The sequence below is a fragment of the Streptomyces sp. UC4497 genome, from assembly GCF_054871485.1.
In genome coordinates, this window is record NZ_JBTYHB010000006.1 from 280,631 (window position 1) to 299,731 (window position 19,101).

Here is a 19,101-nt window from a genome sequence, read left to right on the forward strand (position 1 = left end):
TCCCACCCTACTGGACGCATACAGAAGCCGCACGTTCCCCGCCCGAGCCGCACGTGAACAACCGGGCCCAGTACAACAGTTGGCAGTGGCAGTTGGCCGGGGGGTCTGCACGTCTCAGCATCAAGAGCACTTGAGCACTTGGAGGACGCAATGCGCACTGCCCGTACGTCCCGACGCGCGATGACCTTCGCGGTCGTCGCCGCCCTGGCCACTGGACTGCTTGCCGGTTGTGCGAGCGATGACGGAGACGGCTCCGGGGGCGCCGGAGGCTCCGGTGACAAGGAGGGCGCGACCACGCTGACGGTCGGCACCTTCGGCACCTTCGGTTACAAGCAGGCCGGGCTCTACGACGAGTACATGAAGCTGCACAAGGACATCACCATCAAGGAGAACGTCACCACCAGGACCGACGTCTACTGGCCCAAGACCCTCACCCGTCTCCAGGCCGGCTCCGGCACCGACGACATCCAGGCCATCGAGATCGGCAACATCACCGAGGCCGTGCAGACGCAGGCGGCCAAGTTCGTCGACCTCGGCAAGGAGGTCGACAAGTCGCAGTGGCTGGACTGGAAGAACAAGCAGGCCACCACCAAGGACGGCAAGCTGATCGGCCTCGGCACGGACGTCGGCCCGATGGCGATCTGCTACCGCAAGGACCTCTTCAAGAAGGCCGGCCTGCCCACCGACCGCACCAAGCTCGCCGAGATGTGGAAGGGCGACTGGTCGAAGTACGTCGACGTCGGCAAGGACTACATGAAGAAGGCGCCGAGCGGCACCAAGTTCGTGGACTCCGCCTCGTCGGTCTACAACGCGGCGCTGGGCGGCGCGAAGGACCGCTACTACGACAAGAGCGGCAATGTCATCTGGGACAAGTCCAAGGGTGTCAAGGACTCCTGGGACGCCTCGATGGAGGTGGCGACCTCCGACATGTCGGCGAAGCTGAAGCAGTTCGACAAGCCGTGGGACCAGGGTTTCGCCAACGCCAAGTTCGCCACCGTCGCCTGCCCGGCGTGGATGGTCGGCTACATCCAGGAGAAGTCCGGTGACGCCGGCGAGGGCAAGTGGGACATCGCTGCCGCGCCGACCGCGGCCAACTGGGGCGGCTCGTTCATCGGTGTGCCGACGGCGAGCAAGCACCAGAAGGAGGCCATCGCCCTCGCGAAGTGGCTGACCGCCCCCGAGCAGCAGGCGAAGGTCTTCGCCAAGCAGGCCAGCTTCCCGTCGACCCCGTCGGCATACGCGACGCTGAAGCCGAAGGCCGAGACCCTGGCGTACTTCTCGGACGCGCCGCTGACGCAGATCTTCTCCGACTCGGCGAAGACCATCCCGGTGCAGATCTTCGGCATCAAGGACCAGCCGATCAACACGGCGATCACCGACACGGGCATCCTCCAGGTCGAGCAGAAGGGCAAGTCGCCCGCGCAGGGCTGGGACGCTGCCACCAGCGAGGTCAAGGACGTGCTCGGCCAGTGACCAGCTCCAACGAGGCTCTCGCGCAGACCGCGTCGAGCGCCGACGCCGCGTCCGACTCCCCCGAGGAGTCGGGCGCGGCCCGGGGCGCTCAGGGTCGCGGTACGCCGCCGTCGGACACCTCCTCCTGGCGCAGCCGGCTGTACCGCTGGGACATGAAGGCGTCGCCGTACGCGTTCATCGCCCCCTTCTTCATCATCTTCGGTGCCTTCTCGCTGGTGCCGCTGCTCTACACGGCCTGGTACTCGCTGCACAACGTGCAGCTGTCGTCCCTCGACAGCCAGACCTGGGCGGGCCTGAAGAACTACACGAACCTGTTCGACTCGGAATTCTTCTGGAACGCCCTGGGGAACACGTTCACCATCGGCGTGATCTCCACCGTGCCGCAGCTGATGGTGGCGATCTGGCTCGCCCACATGCTCAACTACCGGCTGCGCGGCTCCATCGTGTGGCGCGTGGTCATGCTCACCCCGTACGCCACCTCGGTGGCGGCGGCGACGCTCGTGTTCGTCCTGCTGTTCTCGCCGGACAACGGAATGATCAACTGGGCGCTCGACCTGGTCGGCATCGACCCGGTCAACTGGCGTGAGTCCGACTGGGGTTCACAGCTCGCGGTCTCCTCCATCGTGATCTGGCGGTGGACCGGGTACAACGCGCTGATCTACCTCGCCGCGATGCAGGCCATCCCGGCCGACCTGTACGAGTCGGCGGCGCTGGACGGCGCGAACCGCTGGCAGCAGTTCCGGCACGTGACCGTTCCGATGCTGCGGCCGACGATCCTGTTCACCGTCGTCGTCTCCACCATCGGCGCGACCCAACTGTTCGGCGAGCCGCTGCTGTTCGGCGGGGTCAGCGGCACCAAGGGCGGGTCCCAGCACCAGTACCAGACGCTCGGCCTGTACATGTACGACCAGGGCTGGATCAACGGCAACCTCGGCAAGGCGGCCGCCATCGCCTGGTCGATGTTCCTGATCCTTTTGGTCATCGCCGCGATCAACCTGTTGATCTCCCGACGGCTGAGGAAGGCCCAATGACCACCATCAGTGATGTGACGCCCGGCCAGGTGGCCAAGGAGGGCGCCGGGCCGCCGACCCGCCGGCGGATCATGGGCGCGGGCAAGCAGCTGCACGCGGGGCCCGTCACCTATGTCTCGCTGGCCCTGTTCGCCGTGATCTCCCTGGCGCCGCTGCTGTGGACGGTGATCGCGGCGTCCCGTACGAACGCCCGGCTCTCCCAGACGCCGCCGCCGTTCTGGTTCGGCGGCAATCTGTTCAAGAACCTGGACACCGCCTGGAACCAGGCCGGCATGGGCTCCGCGATGTTCAACACGATCCTCGTGGCGAGCTGCATCACCGTCGGCACCGTGCTGTTCTCCACGCTCGCGGGCTTCGCCTTCGCCAAGCTGAAGTTCCGCTTCTCCTCGACGCTGCTCCTGATGACCATCGGCACGATGATGATTCCGCCGCAACTGGCCGTCGTACCGCTGTACTTGTGGATGTCCGACCTGGGCTGGGCCAACCAGCTGCAGACCGTCATCCTGCCGACGCTGGTGTCCGCCTTCGGCACGTTCTTCATGCGGCAGTACCTGGTGCAGGCGCTGCCGACCGAGCTCATCGAGGCGGCGCGGGTCGACGGGGCGAGCAGTCTGCGGGTGGTCTGGCACGTGGTGTTCCCCGCGGCGCGGCCCGCGATGGCCGTGCTCGGGCTGCTGACGTTCGTCATGGCCTGGAACGACTTCCTGTGGCCGATCATCGCGCTCAACCAGGAGAACCCCACGGTGCAGGTCGCGCTGAACGCGCTCGGGACCGGGTACATCCCCGACGACTCGGTGATCATGGCGGGGGCGTTGCTGGGGACGTTGCCGTTGCTCATCGCGTTTTTGCTGTTCGGGAAGCAGATTGTGGGCGGGATCATGCAGGGGGCCGTCAAGGGGTGAGCACGGGGTGGGCGGGGTGTTCGTGTTGCGCCCCGCCGCTCCTACGCCTCGGGGCTCCGCCCCGGACCCCGCGCCTCAAACGCCGGCGGGGCTGGATCTGCTCAATCGCCGCAGGGGCTTGATCTGCTCACCTGCCGCCTATTCACTCACCATGGGAGCGCTCCTATGACCACCACTGACAACACCGGCACCGCCCTCACCACCGAACCCGTCGCCACCCGGTTTCCGGCCGGGTTTCTTTGGGGGGCGGCCACCGCCTCGTATCAGATCGAGGGGGCCGTGCGGGAGGACGGGCGGACGCCGTCGATCTGGGACACGTTCAGTCATACGCCGGGGAAGGTGCTGAACGGTGACACCGGGGACGTCGCCGTGGACCACTACCACCGGTGGCGCGACGACGTGCGGCTGATGGCCGACCTGGGGCTCACCGCGTACCGCTTCTCCGTGGCGTGGCCGCGGGTGCAGCCCACCGGGCGCGGGCCCGCCGTGCAGCGTGGGCTCGACTTCTACCGGGGGCTCGTGGACGAGCTGCTCGCCAACGGGATCAAGCCCGTGGTGACGCTCTACCACTGGGACCTGCCGCAGGAGTTGGAGAACGCGGGCGGCTGGCCCGAGCGGGACACCGCCTACCGGTTCGCCGAGTACGCGGGGCTCGTCGGCGAGGCGCTCGGCGACCGCGTCGAGAGCTGGGTGACGCTCAACGAGCCCTGGTGCAGCGCCTTCTTGGGCTACGGCTCCGGGGTGCACGCCCCCGGCCGGACGGACCCGGCGGCCGCCCTGCGCGCGGCGCATCACCTCAACCTCGGCCACGGGCTCGCCAGTTCGGCCCTGCGCGGGGTGCTGCCGGCCCGCGCCAAGGTCGGCATCAGCCTGAACCCGAGCGTGGTCAGGGCGCTCACCGAGAGCCCCGAGGACCTGGACGCCCGGCGCCGGATCGACGCGCTGGCGAACCGGGTCTTCACCGGGCCGCTGCTCAAGGGCGCCTACCCGCGCGACCTCTTCACCGACACCGCGGCCGTCACGGACTGGTCGTTCGTGCGGGACGGGGACACCGCGGCGATCCACCAGCCGCTCGACTTCATCGGCCTGAACTACTACACGCCGGCCGTCGTCTCCGGCCCACGCCCCGACCAGGACGGCCCCCGCCTCGACGGGCACGGCTCCAGCGAGCACTCCCCGTGGCCGGCCGCCGACGACGTCCTCTTCCACCACGCGCCCGGTGAACTCACCGCCATGAACTGGCCCGTGGACCCGACCGGCCTCACCGACCTGCTCCTCGACCACACCGCGCTCGCGCCGGGCATCCCGCTCTACGTGACCGAGAACGGGGCCGCGTACGAGGACGTGGTGGACGCCGACGGCCGGGTGCACGACCCGGACCGCATCCGCTATCTGCACGGCCACCTCGCCGCCGTCCACGAGGCCATCGAGCAGGGCGCCGACGTTCGCGGCTACTTCCTCTGGTCGCTGCTCGACAACTTCGAGTGGGCCTACGGATACGGCAAGCGGTTCGGCGCCGTGTACGTCGACTACGAGACGCAAGCGCGCATCCCGAAGTCCAGCGCCACCTGGTACTCCCAGGTCGCGCGCCGCGGGGGGCTGCCCGCTTAGGGTCCTTCTGACGGATCAGGCTGGATCCGGGCGGCCGCAAGCCGATCGGTGCAGGCGAGCGGGGTCTGGTGCGTGCAGCTGCAAGGCGGAGGAGGGCGACAACGCGGAGCGTTGGCAACCGACGACAACGCCGCAGATGCGCGTGCCAGGGCCCGCGACTCCAGCAGGATCCGTCAGAGGGGCCCTAAATCTTGATCCCGGCGGGCAGAGGGGCCGGTGCGCGTCGCGTGGCAGCGGCGGGCACCGGCCCTTAACTTTCGCATATGCACGATATCCACCAATACGAGCGGTCCTGAAGCGCCATGGGCGTACTCAAGGACCATCCGGAACTCGTCCTGTTCGTGAGCCTCGCGCTCGGCTACCTCGTGGGGAAGCTGCGCGTGGGGCCGCTGACGTTGGGCGGCATCTGCGGCACGCTGATCGTCTCGCTGCTGCTCGGGGCCTGGACCAAGGCCCATGTCTCCGACGACGTGAAGACCGTGTTCTTCGCGCTGTTCATCTTCGCGCTCGGCTACATGGCCGGGCCGCAGTTCTTCCGCAACCTCAACAAGAAGAGCCTGCGCTTCTTCGTGCTGTGCGGCATCGAGCTGGTCTGTGTCATCGGCATCGCGCTCGGCCTGGCGAGCTGGTTCGACCTGGACGTCGGCACGGCCTCCGGCATCCTGGCCGGCGCGGCCACCGAGTCCGCGGTGGTCGGCACCGCGACCGAGTCCATCGGCAAGCTGTCCGACCTGACACAGGCGCAGATCACCGAGTACCAGGGCAACGTGGCCACCGCGTACACGGTCTGCTACCTCTTCGGCCTGATCACGATCGTGCTCTACACGAGCCAGATCATGCCGATGATGATGCGCATCAACCTGCGCGACGCCGCGCGTGACCTGTGGGAGCGCACGCGCAGCAAGGGCAGCCTGGAGGCGGACGAGCGCCCCGCTCTGCCGGGCATGGTGGGCCGCACGTATCTGGTGACGACCGCCGACGGACGTACGGTCGGGGACCTCCAGTCCTCGCTCGCCGACCGGGTCACCGTCGAGTCGGTCAAGCGCGGCAGCAAGGTCCTCGACGTCACACCGGCCCTGGAGCTCACCCTCTCCGACCTGGTGCTCCTGGTCGGCCGCCGGGCGAACGTGATCGACGCGGGCCGGGTCATCGGCCCGGAGACACCGGGCGTGCCGGGCCTCGACTCGCCGCTGGCCTCGCGCGAGGTGTCCATCACCGACAAGGCGCTGGACGGCAAGTCCGTCGACGAGCTGCAGAAGGCCAACCCCGAGTTCTACAAGGACGGCGTCTACGTCACCGACATCACCCGCGGCGACCAGGACATGCCCGCCAACGGGGACACGGTGCTGCACCGCGGCGACGTGGTGACCCTGGTGGGCGCCCGCTCGGGCCTGAACAAGCTGGTCGCCAGGATCGGCTCGGTCGTCAAGAACGACGCCACCGACTTCATCTACCTGGGGCTCGGCATCGCGGCCGGTTCGCTGCTCGGGCAGGTCGTGGTGAAGTTCGGCGACATCCCGATGTCGCTCGGCACCGGCGGCGGCTGTCTGATCTCGGGGCTGCTCTTCGGCTGGTTCCGCTCGCGCTCGCAGACCTTCGGCGCGTTCCCGCCGCAGGCCGCATCGACGATCAAGGACATGGGCCTCGCGGTCTTCATCGCCTGCACGGGCCTCGTCTCCGGGCCGCAGGCCTGGCCGCTGATCAAGGAGTACGGGGCGCTGCTGCCGTTCGCCGGGATCGCGATGGTGCTGATCCCCGCGACGATCTCACTGGTCGTCGGCCGCAAGCTCCTCAAGATCGAGAAACCGCTCCTGATCGGAGCCATCGCCGGACAGCAGTGCTCGACCCCCGCGATCACCGCCGTCACCCAGGTGGCGCAGTCGTCCGTACCAATGCTCGGCTACACGATCACCTACGCCCTCTCCAACTTCCTGCTCCCGCTGACGGGCCCCGTGCTCGTCGGCATCCTCGGCAACTGAGAGGACGGTTCACGACGTGATCGACTTCCTCAACCGGAACATCTTCCAGCCCTATCCGGAACTCCTGATCTTCCTCACGGTCGCCTTCGGCTTCCTGCTCGGGAAGATCCGCTACAAGGCCATCGCGCTCGGCGCCGTCACCGGCTGTCTCATCGCGGGCCTGATCCTCGGCGCCTGGACCGAGGTCGAGATCAACGGCACGGTGAAGAGCCTGTTCTTCGTCATGTTCCTGTTCGCCCTCGGCTACAAGGTCGGCCCGCAGTTCTTCCGCGGCCTCAAGACGGACGGCCTGCCGCAGGTCCTCAACGCCGTCGTGGTCTGCGTCTCCGGCCTGCTGATCTGCTGGGTCTTCGCGGCGATGCTCGGCTACGGTCCCGGGCTCTCGGCCGGACTGCTCGGCGGCGCGCTCACCCAGTCCGCCGTGATCGGTGTCGCGCAGGACGCCATCGGCACGCTGCCGGGCCTGTCCTCCGGGGCGGCCAAGAACGAGGAGAACCTCGTCGCGATCGGCTACGCGGTGACGTATCCGCTCGGCACCATCCTGTGCGCGATCCTGCTCGCCACGATCCTGCCGAAGCTCTACAAGAGGGACCTCGCCGCCGAATCGGCCCAGCTCGCCGCGGAGTTGGACGCGCCCGAGAACGACCCGGACCTGGCCGAGGGCTACTACGAGGTGGTGCTGCGCGCCTACACCATCGAGCGCCCCGACATCGTCGGCCGCACCATCGACGACTTCGAGAACCAGCAGAAGGAGCTCGGCCACCGCATCTACATCACGCGGGTGCGCCGCGACGGGCAGATCCTCGACCACACCCAGCGGACCACGCTGCGCGAGGGCGACGTCGTCGCGCTGAGCGCGCTGCGCGGCTCGCTCGTCGACTACGACGCCCGCACCCACATCGGCATGGAGACCGACGATGTGGAGCTGCTCGGCTACGAGACGGAGTCGCTGCACGTGGTGGCGTCCGAGAAGGCCCAACTGGGACGGACGGTAGCGGAGCTCAGGCGCGAGCCGTTCATGGTCGGCGTCTACATCGACAAGATCTACCGCTCCGGCGCCGAGTTCCCCTACCGCCTCTCCACGAAGATCGAGCGCGGTGACACGCTGATCCTCACCGGGCCCAAGCGCCTCGTCGACCCGGCCGGCGCGGCCATCGGCAAGCCGGTCCCCACCTCGTTCGCCACCGACATGATCTGGGTCGGCATCGGCATCTTCCTCGGCGGCTGCATCGGCATCCCGGCGCTCACCGTCTCGGGCGTCCCGATCTCGCTCTCCACCTCCGGTGGCGCGCTCATCATGGGCCTGATCTTCGGCTACATCCGCGGCAAGTACCCGACGTACGGCAATGTGCCGCCCGGCGCCCAGTGGTTCATGGACACGCTCGGCCTGTGCATGTTCGTCGCGATCGTCGGCATCAACGCGGGGCCGAGCTTCACCTCGGGTCTGTCCGAGGCCGGCTGGGGGCTGTTGCTCTTCGGCGCGGTCGCCACCGTCGTCCCACTCCTGATCGGCTTCGTCTTCGGCCACTACGTGCAGAAGATCCGCTTCCCGATCCTGATGGGCGTCCTCGCGGGCGGCCAGACCACCACCGCGGCGATCGGCGCGATCAACGAGTCCTCCCGCTCCCAGGTACCGACGCTCGGCTACACGATCCCGTACGCCGTCGGCAACGTGCTCCTGACCATCTGGGGCGCCGTGATCGTCCTCCTCCAGCACTGAGCCCCCGCACCGCACTTAAGGACCCCTCATGACCAAGACGACGTTCACGCGCGAAGAGATCCAGCAGTACGCCCAGCTCTCCCCCTTCGAGCTGAAGAACATCTTCATCGACCTCGCCGAGCAGGCGCAGGCCGACAAGCCCGGCCAGAAGGAGAAGTCCAGCCGCCAGATGCTCAACGCGGGCCGCGGCAACCCGAACTGGATCGCCACCGGCCCCCGCGAGGCGTACTACGCGCTCGGCTACTTCGCCCTGGAGGAGTCGCGGCGCGTGTGGACCGCCGACAACCTCGGCGGGATGCCGGAGAAGCACGGCGCGTACGAGCGCTTCGACGCGTTCGTGCGCCGCCACCCCGACCTGCCGGGCATCGAACTGCTCGCCCAGTGCGTCCAGCACGGCATCCAGCGCTTCGGGTTCGACAAGGACGAGTGGGTGCACGAGCTGACGGACGGCATCACGGGCGACAACTACCCGGTGCCCGACCGCATGTTGACGCACGGCGAGCAGGTGGTGCGCGGCTACCTCGCGGACGAGATGTTCGACAAGAAGGCGCCCGCGGACAACAACTTGTCGCTGTTCGCCACCGAGGGCGGCACGGCGGCCATGTGCTACATCTTCGACTCCCTCATGAAGAACGGGCTGTTGAAGAAGGGCGACAAGATCGCGCTGATGGTCCCGGTCTTCACGCCGTACATCGAGATCGCCGAGCTCGACACCTACGAGTTCGACGTCACGTACATCTCGGCCAGCAAGTTCGCCGAGACGGGCGTGCGCGAGTGGCGGTACCCGGAGGAGGAGGTCGCCAAGCTGGAGGACCCGGAGATCAAGCTGGTCTGCCTGGTCAACCCCTCCAACCCGCCCTCCCTGGCGCTGAGCACCCGCGTCGCGAACCAGATCAAGGAGATCGTCGCGACGAAGAACCCGAACCTGCTGCTCGTCACCGACGACGTGTACGGCACGTTCGTCGAGGGCTTCCGCTCGATCGCCGCCGACCTGCCGCGCAACACCCTGCTCGTCTACTCGTACTCGAAGCACTACGGGTGCACGGGCTGGCGGCTCGGCGTGATCGGGCTGCACGACGACAACATCATCGACGAGCGGATCGCCCAGCTCCCCCAGGAGGAGAAGGACCGCCTCAACAAGCGCTACGGGTCCCTCACCCTGGAGCCCGAGAAGATCAAGTTCATCGACCGGCTCGTCGCGGACTCCCGGCAGGTGGCGCTCAACCACACGGCGGGCCTGTCGCTGCCGCAGCAGGTGATGATGACGCTCTTCTCCCTGTTCGACATGCTGGAGGAGGGCCAGGCGTACAAGGAGAAGATCCGCTCCATCGTCCACCAGCGCCTCGACCTGCTCCTCGAAGGCGCCCAGATGAAGATCCACGAGGATCCCCACCGGGCGGCCTACTACATCGAGCTGGACCTCCTCGCCGAGGCCGAGCGCGTCCACGGCAAGGAGTTCGCCAGCTTCCTGGAGAAGAACTACGAGCCGGTCGACGCCCTGTTCCGGCTCGCCCAGCAGACCGGCGTGGTGCTCCTCAACGGCGGCGGCTTCGAGGGCCCCACGTGGTCGGTCCGCGTCTCGCTGGCCAACCTCGACAACCTGGACTACCTGAAGATCGGCCACCATTTGCGCAGCATCTTCAACGACTACGCGGAGGAGTGGCAGGCCTCAAAGGCGTAGCCCCAGCGGTCAGTTGAGCGAGGCGAACGCCTTCTGGAAGGCGTTCGCCTCCTGCTCGATCGAGCTGCACGTCGGCTGCGCCGAGTCGGAGGCCCCGCCCTCGCAGGCCTTGTCGCGGGTCGCCGACCACATCGACAGGCCGCCGAGGCCCTTCTCCTTCGCGAAGGAGACGAGCTGCGTGGCGTCCTCGACCTTGAAGACCTCGGACGAGACGTCGTTGACTCCGATCATCGGAGTGATCGCGAGAGCCTTCCAGGCGTCCGCGTCCGACAGGCCGAGCGCCGACTTCACCTGCGCCTGCGTGGCGGTCGCCGCCTGCTCGGCGTAGTCGCCCATGTCGCCGCTGTACGACGCCCCGTAGTCCATCGCCATGATGTTGACGAGGTCGGGCGAAGCGCCGTTCTCCTTGGCGTTCTTGAGGAAGTTCACGCCGTCCTGGGTGAGCCCCTCGGGCATCACCGGCAGCGTCACCGACACGTTCAGGTCGGGGTTGTTCTTCTGCAGCGTCGCGATCGCCTCGGCGCGCTCGGTGTTGGCGGCCGTGTCGGGCAGCGCGCCGCCCTCGATGTCGAAGTCGACCTTGGTGAGGTCGAACTGGTCGATGACCTTCTGGTACGCCGCCGCAAGATCGCCCGCCGAGGAGCAGGCCTGGGCCAGCTCGGTGCCGGACGCGCCACCGAAGGAGACGCGTACGTCGCCGCCCGCCGACCTCAAGTCGCCTATCTGCGCCGCGACTTCATCGCTGCCGAGGTCGGTGACGCCGCCCCACTTCGGGGCACAGTCGCCGCCGGAGGTGATGAAGGCGAGGTTGTACTCCTTGACGCCGGTGACCTTGGAGGAGTCGACCAGGTCGAACTTCGGCTGCAGCGAGGTGTCGACGTACGGAGCGAAGGAGGCGCCCGCGTCCGCGTCCGTCACCTCGGCGGAGGCGCCGGAGGCGAAGAGGAACGCGCCGCCGCCCACGAGGGCGGCGGCCACGACACCGCCCACCGCCTTCTTCCTGCCGCTGATCCTGCGCCGGTGCATGCTGCTGCTCATCGCGTGCCTGCCTTAGGTCTACGTGGGGGGTGGATGCGCCCACGAGGAGGTGGGGCGCAGCAGCACGCTAGCGATCGACAACCCCGCAATTCGGGCAAGCGGCAGGGGCGTTGAGGATCTTAGGGTTGGCTTAAGTGAGGGATCGGGACCGGTTAAAGGTAGATACCAATCCTTTGCGTTCCCGGCCCCGCCGCCCGTGCCCGCGGCGCCCCTGGGCGGGCCTGCACCCCTCCAGCTGCAGCCAGATCCGCACCTCGGTGCCGCCGAGCACGGACGAGCCGATCCGCACGTCGCCACCGGTGGACTCGGCGACCCGGCGCGCGATGTCCAGGCCGAGCCCGGTCGAGCCGACCTCCACACCCTCCGTGCCACGAGCCAGCGCGGCCTCCGGGTCGGCGATGCCGGGGCCCGCGTCGGAGACGAGCACGATCACGGCGCCCTCGGCCCGGTGCACGTCGACCGCGAACGCCGTGCCCTCGGGGGTGTGCCGGAACACGTTGCCGAGCAGTGCGTCGAGCGCGGCCGCCAACTCCCCGCGGGCGACCGGCAGTCGCACGGGCCGGTCGACTCCGGCGACCCGCACCTTGCGCCCCTCGTCCTCGGCGAGCGCCGACCAGAAGTCCATCCGCTCGCGGATCACCTCGGCGGCGTCGCAGCCCGCGCCGGGCCCGGCCGCGGCGGTCTGGGGCTTGGCCTCCCTGGCCGTACGGATGATGGTGTCGACCTCATGCTCCAGCTGTTCCACGGCGGCCCGGGTCTGCTCGGCGGCGGGCCCGTCCCCGAGCGAGGCGGCATTGAGCCGCAGCACGGTCAACGGAGTCCGCAGCCGATGCGACAGATCCGCCGCCAACTCACGCTCATTGGCGAGCAGTTGAACAACCTGATCAGCCATCGAGTTGAACGCCACGGCGGCGAGCCGCAGCTCGGTCGGACCGTCCTCGGGCACCCGCGCCCCGAGCTTCCCGTCCCCCAGATCGTGCGCCGCGCCCACGAGCCGCTGCGCCGGCTGCACCATCCGCCCGCCGAGCCGGTCCGCGACCGCCACGGACCCGATGATCAACGCGATGCCGACACCACCGAGCACGACCCACGCGGTCGTCACACCATTGGTGACCTCGGCCTCGGGCACGTACACCTCGACGACGGCGATCTTGCCCGTGCTCACCGCGATGGGCTGGAGCCACACCGAGCCGCCCGGCACGTCCACGACGGTGGCCTGCCGGATGTCGAGCCGGTCGGCCCCGACCCGCTGCTCCCCGAGCCGGATCGCCTCGTTCCCGCCGCCGGCCGGGACGTACACCGACATCCGGTCCTCGCCGCCGGTCTGCGCGGTGGCGAGGGCGCGGGCGAGCTGGTCGCGGTCGGTGGTGATGGAGAGGGTGGGGCCGATGGCGGCGGCGGTCCGCTCCGCGTTCGAGAAGGCCCGGTCCCGCGCCATCTCCTTGATCACGAGGCCGAGCGGTACGGCGAAGGCGACCACCACCATCGTCGTAACGGCGAGGCACACCTTCACCAGAGCCCACCTCATGCCGGCGGCTCCACGCGAGGGGGCTCCAGCTTCACGCCGACGCCGCGCAGGGTGTGCAAATAGCGCGGCCGCGCGGCGGTCTCCCCGAGCTTCCTCCGCAACCACGACAGATGAACATCAATGGTCTGGTCATCGCCGTACGACTGCTGCCACACCTCGGCAAGCAGCTCCTTGCGCGCGACGACCACGCCGGGCCGTCCGGCGAGGAAGGTCAGCAGGTCGAATTCGCGCCGCGTCAGATCCAGCGGCGCACCGTCGAGCTCGGCCTGCCGCCGCAGCGGATCGATGGCGAGCCCCCCGACCCGGATCACCCGCGAGGGCGGCTCGGCGCCCGTGTTCCCCCGCGAGCGGCGCAGCACGGCGGCCATCCGGGCGGACAGGTGCTCGGGCGAGAACGGCTTGGTCAGATAGTCGTCGGCGCCGTCGTTCAGCAGCCGCACGATCTCGGCCTCGTCGTCCCGCGCAGTGGCGATGATCACGGGTACGTCGGTGATCCCGCGCAGCATCTTGAGCGCCTCGGCCCCGTCGAGATCGGGCAGACCAAGATCCAGAATTACGACGTCGAACCGGAAATGAGCGACCTCGCGCAGCGCCTCCAACGCGGTGCCGACGCTGCGCACGGTGTGCGCGGCGTCGGTCAGGTGCCGGATGAGGGCTGAGCGTACGAACTGGTCGTCCTCGACCACGAGCACACTTGCCATGGGACGGCACCGTACGCCATCCGGCGGTTTTCGGGCCTCTTCCGGGTGACTGCGGGACCTGCGGGACAGCCGGGGCCGGTGTGGTGCAGTATGGCCCGCGATGCACGAGAGCCCGCCCCCGCCTTCCCCGAGCCAGGACCACCCCGGCCGCCGACGGCTCACCCACGGCGCCGCATGGCTGCTCGCCACCGGGGCCGCGGTGACGCTGTCGTGGTGGGGCGTCCACACGGTGATGTCGGGCACGGTGTACGACCCGCCGCAGGCGCTCCCCGTCGCGGCGACGCAGGACGAGCCGGATGCGAAGCCGCCGGTGTCCTCCTCGACGCACCGGCCGTCACCGTCGACGTCGACGCGCAAGCCGTCGGCGTCACCGAGCCGTACGTCACCGTCCCCGTCGAGGTCGGCGTCGTCCTCCTCGCCCACCCCTCGTACGACGTCCCCCGCGTCGCCGGCCTCCGGCTCCGTCAAGAGTTACGCGACGACCGGCGGCCGCGCGGTCTTCGACCTCCAGAAGACCTCGGCCACCCTCGTCTCCGCGACACCCGCCGCGGGCTGGTCGGTCCAGGTCTGGAAACAGCCGACGTGGATCCGCGTCGAATTCACCTCGGGCGAGAAAAAGGTCTCAGTCTTCTGCACGTGGCACGACCACGAGCCGACGGTGGAGATCGCGAAGTACTGAGCCATTCCAGCCCCGCCCTGGGACGAGAGCCCGCGGGGTCCGGGGCTTTCAAGCCCAGCGGCGGGTGGGCAAATCCAGCCCCGCCGGCGATTGAGGCGCGGGGCCCGGGGCGGAGCCCCGCGACGTGGGCCACGACTAGCGAAACACCGACGGCGGCGGAGCCGGAGACGCCTTCGCCGACGCGTCGGTGACCGCAACCACCCCACCCGCAAAGTCCACAAGCTCCTTGCCGTGCAAGACCCGCCCGGGATGCGGATCCCCCGCCGCCCGCCGCGTCAACTCCGCCACCCCCAACACCCCCGCGGACGCGACCAGCACCGCATTCCCGAACCGCTTCCCCCGCAACACCGTCGGATCGGCGACGAGCGCAAGCTCGGGAAACACGGCCGCCGCGGTGGCGATCTGCCCCCGCAGATACGCGAGCGGCGGCCCGTCCGCGATATTCGCGACGTACGTCCCCGCCGACCGCAACACCCGCCGCACCTCCGCCAGGAACTCCGTACTGGTGAGATGCGCGGGCGTCCTGGCCCCACTGAACACATCGGCCACGAGCACGTCCGCCCAGTCGTCGGGCAACTTGGCCAGCGCCTCACGCGCGTCCGCGGTCCGCACCCGGATCCGCTGCCCCGGGTCCAACGGCAGCGTCCCGCGCACGAGTTGGATCAGCGCCCCGTCGCGCTCCACGACCTGCTGCGTGGACCGGGGCCGGGTCGCGGCGACGTAGCGGGCCAGAGTGAACGCCCCGCCGCCGAGGTGCACGGCCTGCACGGGACGGCCCCGCTCGGCGGCCAGATCGATGACGTGCCCGATGCGGCGCTGGTACTCGAAGGAGAGGTGGCCCGGGTCGTCGAGGTCCACGTGCGACTGCGGCGCACCGTCCACGAGCAGCGTCCAGCCGGCCGGGCGGTCCCGGTCGGGCACCAGCTCGGCGAGCCCGCCGTCGACCTTCTCGACCACGGCTTCCCGCCCCGCGCGCCCCTGCCCCTGTTTCCCTCGCGACCTTCCCATTCGGCCATTATCGACGGCCAGGCCCGGAACGGCTCAGCGGTGGTTGTCCGCCGCCTCGATCATGCGCGCCGCCTCGTCGAGCGCGGCCCGCAGCACCGCGGGGTCGGTGACCAGGTCCGTGGGCCGTTCCACGGGGTCCGGCGGGAGCAGCCAGCCCGTGCCCTCGACCGGCGGGTCGGGCCGGGCGCCGATCGAGAGGCCGCGGCCCTGCGTGTGCGTGCAGTCGCTGCCGGGCAGGTCCCAGCCGTCGGCGGTGCCGGGCGGGACGAGGAAGCCGAGGGTCTCGCCGCCCCCGTCGTGCAGCACCGGGCCAACCGTTTCCGTACAGCCGCGGCGCAGGATGTCGACCGCCTCCAGGCCCTGCCGGGCCGGCACGGTGACCAGGTCGCAGTCGCCCGGCGGCGATGCGCTGCACTCCTCGCTCGGTCGATGCCGCACCGTCGTGGGGGTCGTTGGGGTCGTGGGAAGTGACAGCATGGGCTTGGTCGCGTCCAACACGTCGGTCCCTCCTCGCTCGTGGGGTTCCGCCGCAAGGTTCAACGCGTACGCGCCGTCAACAGCTACGGCGGCACGCCGCCGCAAAGGATGGCAGTTCATGGCGGATCGTGGGTGAGATATCCGGTTTGTAGCCAAACCCAGCGTGTCGCGGTCGTGACAGCCGGTACCTTCGAGCCTCGCCGGAACAAGGAAGTTGCGGCTGCCCTCCCCCTCCCGGGATCTCCGGGATGCCGGGCGCGCTCCCAACTTCCCTGCCGTCCGGCACGGTTCGCACGGGAGGACCCGCTCATGACGTCGTCGCCGATCGCCTCGGACATCTCGACGCCGCAGTCTCCACGACCGAACCTCGCCTTCCGGGAGCTGCGCGGTCAGCGCTCGCCGGGCGAGTTCGCGGCCGCGGTGCGGCGCGCGGCGCGGGAGATCGGTGAGCAGGTCAGCTGCGACGCGCGCTACATCGGACGTGTGGAGGCCGGCGAGATCCGCTGCCCCAACTACGCGTACGAGCGGGTGTTTCTGCACATGTTCCCGGGCCGGACCCTCGCGGACCTGGGGTTCGCGCCCCGCTCTGCGGTACGTGGCCGGGGTGCGCGCCCCGCCGCTGCCACCGCCGACCCGCAGTATTCGTACGACGAGGAGAGCGACGTGCGACGTCGCGCATTCATGACCGGCATGACCGGCTCGACTGCCACCGTGGCCGTCGCCGCCCTGGCCCCCTTCGGCGTCCCCACGCTTCCCGCGGACCTCGACCGGCATCCGGCGCGGGCCGGGATCAACGCCGTCGAGGAGGCGATCCGGCGGATCCGGCTGCTCGACGACCGGCACGGCGCGGACGGCCTGTACCGGCGGGCCTCGACCCCGCTGCGGACCGCCTTCGAGCTGCTCGACGCGGGTCCTGGCCGACGCGAGGTCACCGAGCGGTTGCAGGCCGGGGCGGGTGAACTGGCCATCTCCGTCGGCTGGTTGGCCCATGACTCGGGCCGTTTCGACGACGCGCGCTCGCACTACGCGGAGGCGCTCGCGACGGCGCGGATGGCGGGCGACGAGGCGCTGGAGGCGCACGCGTTCTGCAACACGGCGTTCCTGGCGCGCGACGCGGGGCGCCCCCGCGAGGCGGTACGCGCGGCCCAGGCGGCGACCCGCGTGGCGTCCCACCTCGGTTCACCCCGCCTCCTGTCCCTCCTCGCGCTACGAGAGGCAGGCGGCTGGGCGGGGTTGGGCGACCAGCCGTCCTGCGAACGCTCCCTCGCCCGCGCGCAGGCGCTGTTCGCGCGGGGGGCGTCGGACGCGGATCCGGAGTGGATGTCGTTCTACGGCGAGGCCGAGTTGGAGGGCCTCGAGGCGCAGTGCTGGTCGGCGCTGGGCGGCTGGGACCGGGCGTCCCTGCACGCGCGGCGCGCGGTGGCCCTCCAGGATCCGCACTTCACCCGCAACATGGCGTTGTACACGGCCGAGTTGGCCGACGACCTGGCGCGCGCGGGCCACCCCGACGAATCGGCTGCCGCCGGTCTGCGCGCCCTCAACCTGCTCCAGGACGTCCGCTCCTCGCGCATCGAGGGCATGCTGGCCACGACGGCCCGCGTCCTCCTCCCCCACCGCCGCGCATCAGGCGTCTCCACGTTCCTGACCACCCACGCGACATCGCGGCGCTCGGCTTGACCACCCGTCCCCTACGCCACGGGCCTCCACCCCGGCCCCCGCGCCTCAATCGCCGGCGGGGCTGGAAAGATCGGGGCTCCGCCCCGTAGTACCCCGCGAGTCTCATCCGTAGAGCGAGCCTTCAAAGACCGGGACTCCGCCCCGTACCCCGCAGGCCCCCGTCCGTAGAACGGGACTTCAAAGATCGGGGCTCCGCCCCGTACCCCGCGCCTCAATCGCCGGCGGGGCTGATTGTGCCGAACCGGCGTTACGGCCTCGGGGCCCCGCCCCGAACCCCGCGAGTCTCGTCCGTAGAGCGGGGCTTGAAAGATCGGGGCTCCGCCCCGGACCCCGCGGGCTCCCGTCCCAGAGCGGGGCTGAAAATGCCCACCCGCCGCGAGGCTCGAATTGCCCCGCCCGCAGGCAATCACCCGGCTCCCGCCCATCTCCCACCACCCGCCCCCTCCGGGGGCGTCGGCCCGACGGGGTATCGCACCACGCCTTGGGCGACCCGGCGACGGCCACGGCTCCCCACCCGCCGCAGTCGACACCGCACCCCGCCTCGGGTAACGCCACCCACGGCTCCACACCCCCTGCGGTCGACCGCACGCGCCTCGGGCAACCCGCCGCCAACCACGGCTCCCCACCGTCGCGGTCGACACCGGCCCGCATTGGGTAACACCAACCCCGGCTCCCCACCCGAGACGGCGAGGACCGCCCCCTCCTTGGGCGACCTGCCGCCCAGCACGGTCCCCCACCCGCTGCGGTCGACCGCACGCGCCTTGGGCAATCGGCCGCCGCCCACCACGGCTCCCCACCCCGGCGGCTGGCGCCCCCGCCTTGGGTAACACCCACCACAGCTCCCCAACCGCTGCGGTCGACCGCACGCGCCTTGGGCGACCTGCCGCCTGGCACGGTTCCCCCCTGCGGTCAGCCGCCCCCGCCTTGGGCAATCCGCCGCACGCACGGCTCCCCACCCACTGCGGTCGGCCGCACCCGACTTGGGCAATCTGCCGCCTTGGGCGGCAGGGTGGGCAAGGCGGCACCCCGGTGCCGCGCACCCCTCACAACGGGCCCCGCCCCCGGCACAGCAACCCGGACCCGGGACGGGCCGAAGCCCCCGGAGGGGGCGGGCGGGTGGGAGACGACTGGGCAACCGGCACAGCCGGACAAGGACCGATGCCGCGCGCCGAGCGCAAGGGCGCCCACCCCGGCACAGCGACCCGGCCCCAGGCGGGCCGAAGCCCCCGGAGGGGGCGGGCGGGCGGGAGATGACCGGGCACCGGCACAGCCGGACATGGACCGATGCCGCGCATCGAATGCAGGGGCGCCCGCCCCGGCGCAGCAGGACAAAGACCGGTGCCGCGCGCCTAGGACGGGAGGCGCCGACCACGGCACGGCAAGCCCCCGGTGCCGCGCAACAGTTACGACAGGCGCCCACCCCGGCACAGCAACCCGGCCCCGGACAGGCCGAAGCCCCCGGAGGGGGCGGGCGGGCGGGAGATGACCGGGCACCGGCACAGCCGGACATGGACCGATGCCGCGCGCCGAGTGCAAGGGCGCCCACCCCGGCACCGCCGGATAAGGACCGGTGCCGCGCACCCAGGACGGGAGGCG

14 protein-coding genes are annotated in these 19,101 nt (G+C 70.1%); 9 read left to right on the plus strand and 5 right to left on the minus strand.

The features are described from left to right. The first annotated feature begins 150 nt into the window (after nucleotides 1-150). From ACYSUO_RS11655 to ACYSUO_RS11685, 7 genes are all read left to right on the plus strand, one after another. Nucleotides 151-1,473 (plus strand): ABC transporter substrate-binding protein, encoded by a 1,323-nt coding sequence (locus ACYSUO_RS11655; protein WP_461775984.1) that lies wholly within the window; start codon nucleotides 151-153, stop codon nucleotides 1,471-1,473. Continuing rightward, nucleotides 1,470-2,504 carry a carbohydrate ABC transporter permease gene (locus tag ACYSUO_RS11660; protein ID WP_461775985.1) on the plus strand — a complete coding sequence of 345 codons (1,035 nt, stop codon included), beginning with the start codon at nucleotides 1,470-1,472 and terminating at the stop codon, nucleotides 2,502-2,504. The genes ACYSUO_RS11655 and ACYSUO_RS11660 overlap by 4 nt, the downstream gene beginning before the upstream one ends. A gap of 71 nt (nucleotides 2,505-2,575) precedes the next feature. Then, nucleotides 2,576-3,406, plus strand: a complete 831-nt coding sequence (locus ACYSUO_RS11665; RefSeq protein WP_461776027.1) for a carbohydrate ABC transporter permease — start codon at nucleotides 2,576-2,578, stop codon at nucleotides 3,404-3,406. 165 nt (nucleotides 3,407-3,571) lie between these two features. Next, entirely contained in the window at nucleotides 3,572-5,017 is a 1,446-nt protein-coding gene (locus ACYSUO_RS11670) for a GH1 family beta-glucosidase (RefSeq protein ID WP_461775986.1), read from the plus strand. Between the two features lie 302 nt (nucleotides 5,018-5,319). Beyond that, nucleotides 5,320-6,996 carry an aspartate-alanine antiporter gene (gene aspT / locus ACYSUO_RS11675; protein WP_461775987.1) on the plus strand — a complete coding sequence of 559 codons (1,677 nt, stop codon included), beginning with the start codon at nucleotides 5,320-5,322 and terminating at the stop codon, nucleotides 6,994-6,996. A gap of 16 nt (nucleotides 6,997-7,012) precedes the next feature. Next, nucleotides 7,013-8,716 carry an aspartate-alanine antiporter gene (aspT, locus tag ACYSUO_RS11680; RefSeq protein ID WP_461775988.1) on the plus strand — a complete coding sequence of 568 codons (1,704 nt, stop codon included), beginning with the start codon at nucleotides 7,013-7,015 and terminating at the stop codon, nucleotides 8,714-8,716. Between the two features lie 28 nt (nucleotides 8,717-8,744). Then, on the plus strand, nucleotides 8,745-10,397 hold the full coding sequence (locus ACYSUO_RS11685; protein WP_461775989.1) for a bifunctional aspartate transaminase/aspartate 4-decarboxylase: 1,653 nt from the start codon (nucleotides 8,745-8,747) through the stop codon (nucleotides 10,395-10,397). Between the two features lie 9 nt (nucleotides 10,398-10,406). Here the strand turns inward: ACYSUO_RS11685 and ACYSUO_RS11690 are convergent, their stop codons facing one another. The 3 genes from ACYSUO_RS11690 to ACYSUO_RS11700 all read right to left on the minus strand — a co-directional run bounded on the left by ACYSUO_RS11690 (nucleotide 10,407) and on the right by ACYSUO_RS11700 (nucleotide 13,664). Further along, nucleotides 10,407-11,435, minus strand: coding sequence for a chitinase (locus ACYSUO_RS11690; RefSeq protein ID WP_461775990.1), 1,029 nt, complete (start codon nucleotides 11,433-11,435; stop codon nucleotides 10,407-10,409). Nucleotides 11,436-11,565: 130 nt separating this feature from the next. Further along, complete coding sequence (locus ACYSUO_RS11695; RefSeq protein WP_461775991.1) at nucleotides 11,566-12,963, minus strand: sensor histidine kinase; 1,398 nt, start codon at nucleotides 12,961-12,963, stop codon at nucleotides 11,566-11,568. After that, nucleotides 12,960-13,664 carry a response regulator transcription factor gene (locus ACYSUO_RS11700; RefSeq protein ID WP_461775992.1) on the minus strand — a complete coding sequence of 235 codons (705 nt, stop codon included), beginning with the start codon at nucleotides 13,662-13,664 and terminating at the stop codon, nucleotides 12,960-12,962. The genes ACYSUO_RS11695 and ACYSUO_RS11700 overlap by 4 nt, the downstream gene beginning before the upstream one ends. Before the next feature lie 100 nt (nucleotides 13,665-13,764). Here ACYSUO_RS11700 and ACYSUO_RS11705 point away from each other — a divergent pair, with 100 nt between their 5' ends. After that, a complete protein-coding gene (locus ACYSUO_RS11705) occupies nucleotides 13,765-14,343 on the plus strand; it encodes a hypothetical protein (protein WP_461775993.1) in 579 nt (192 codons plus the stop codon). A 135-nt stretch (nucleotides 14,344-14,478) separates the two neighbouring features. Here ACYSUO_RS11705 and ACYSUO_RS11710 read toward each other — a convergent pair whose 3' ends face one another. Both ACYSUO_RS11710 and ACYSUO_RS11715 read right to left on the minus strand, forming a co-directional pair. Then, nucleotides 14,479-15,351, minus strand: a complete 873-nt coding sequence (locus ACYSUO_RS11710) for a spermidine synthase (protein WP_461775994.1) — start codon at nucleotides 15,349-15,351, stop codon at nucleotides 14,479-14,481. 33 nt (nucleotides 15,352-15,384) lie between these two features. Then, nucleotides 15,385-15,828: a hypothetical protein gene (locus ACYSUO_RS11715; protein ID WP_461776028.1), complete on the minus strand. Its 444-nt coding sequence runs from the start codon at nucleotides 15,826-15,828 to the stop codon at nucleotides 15,385-15,387. Between the two features lie 309 nt (nucleotides 15,829-16,137). Between ACYSUO_RS11715 and ACYSUO_RS11720 the strand changes: the two genes are divergently transcribed. Further along, nucleotides 16,138-17,505: a tetratricopeptide repeat protein gene (locus tag ACYSUO_RS11720; RefSeq protein ID WP_461775995.1), complete on the plus strand. Its 1,368-nt coding sequence runs from the start codon at nucleotides 16,138-16,140 to the stop codon at nucleotides 17,503-17,505. The last annotated feature ends 1,596 nt before the right edge of the window (nucleotides 17,506-19,101 follow it).

Excerpts from the sequence above, each read along its gene's own strand:
- ACYSUO_RS11655 (WP_461775984.1), top strand. The coding sequence starts at position 151 with ATGCGCACTGCCCGTACGTCCCGACGCGCGATGACCTTCGCGGTCGTC.
- ACYSUO_RS11665 (WP_461776027.1), top strand. The coding sequence starts at position 2,576 with ATGGGCGCGGGCAAGCAGCTGCACGCGGGGCCCGTCACCTATGTCTCG.
- ACYSUO_RS11670 (WP_461775986.1), top strand. The coding sequence starts at position 3,572 with ATGACCACCACTGACAACACCGGCACCGCCCTCACCACCGAACCCGTC.
- aspT (WP_461775987.1), top strand. The coding sequence starts at position 5,320 with ATGGGCGTACTCAAGGACCATCCGGAACTCGTCCTGTTCGTGAGCCTC.
- ACYSUO_RS11685 (WP_461775989.1), top strand. The coding sequence starts at position 8,745 with ATGACCAAGACGACGTTCACGCGCGAAGAGATCCAGCAGTACGCCCAG.
- ACYSUO_RS11690 (WP_461775990.1), bottom strand. The coding sequence starts at position 11,435 with ATGAGCAGCAGCATGCACCGGCGCAGGATCAGCGGCAGGAAGAAGGCG.
- ACYSUO_RS11695 (WP_461775991.1), bottom strand. The coding sequence starts at position 12,963 with ATGAGGTGGGCTCTGGTGAAGGTGTGCCTCGCCGTTACGACGATGGTG.
- ACYSUO_RS11700 (WP_461775992.1), bottom strand. The coding sequence starts at position 13,664 with ATGGCAAGTGTGCTCGTGGTCGAGGACGACCAGTTCGTACGCTCAGCC.
- ACYSUO_RS11705 (WP_461775993.1), top strand. The coding sequence starts at position 13,765 with ATGCACGAGAGCCCGCCCCCGCCTTCCCCGAGCCAGGACCACCCCGGC.
- ACYSUO_RS11710 (WP_461775994.1), bottom strand. The coding sequence starts at position 15,351 with ATGGGAAGGTCGCGAGGGAAACAGGGGCAGGGGCGCGCGGGGCGGGAA.
- ACYSUO_RS11715 (WP_461776028.1), bottom strand. The coding sequence starts at position 15,828 with ATGCTGTCACTTCCCACGACCCCAACGACCCCCACGACGGTGCGGCAT.
- ACYSUO_RS11720 (WP_461775995.1), top strand. The coding sequence starts at position 16,138 with ATGACGTCGTCGCCGATCGCCTCGGACATCTCGACGCCGCAGTCTCCA.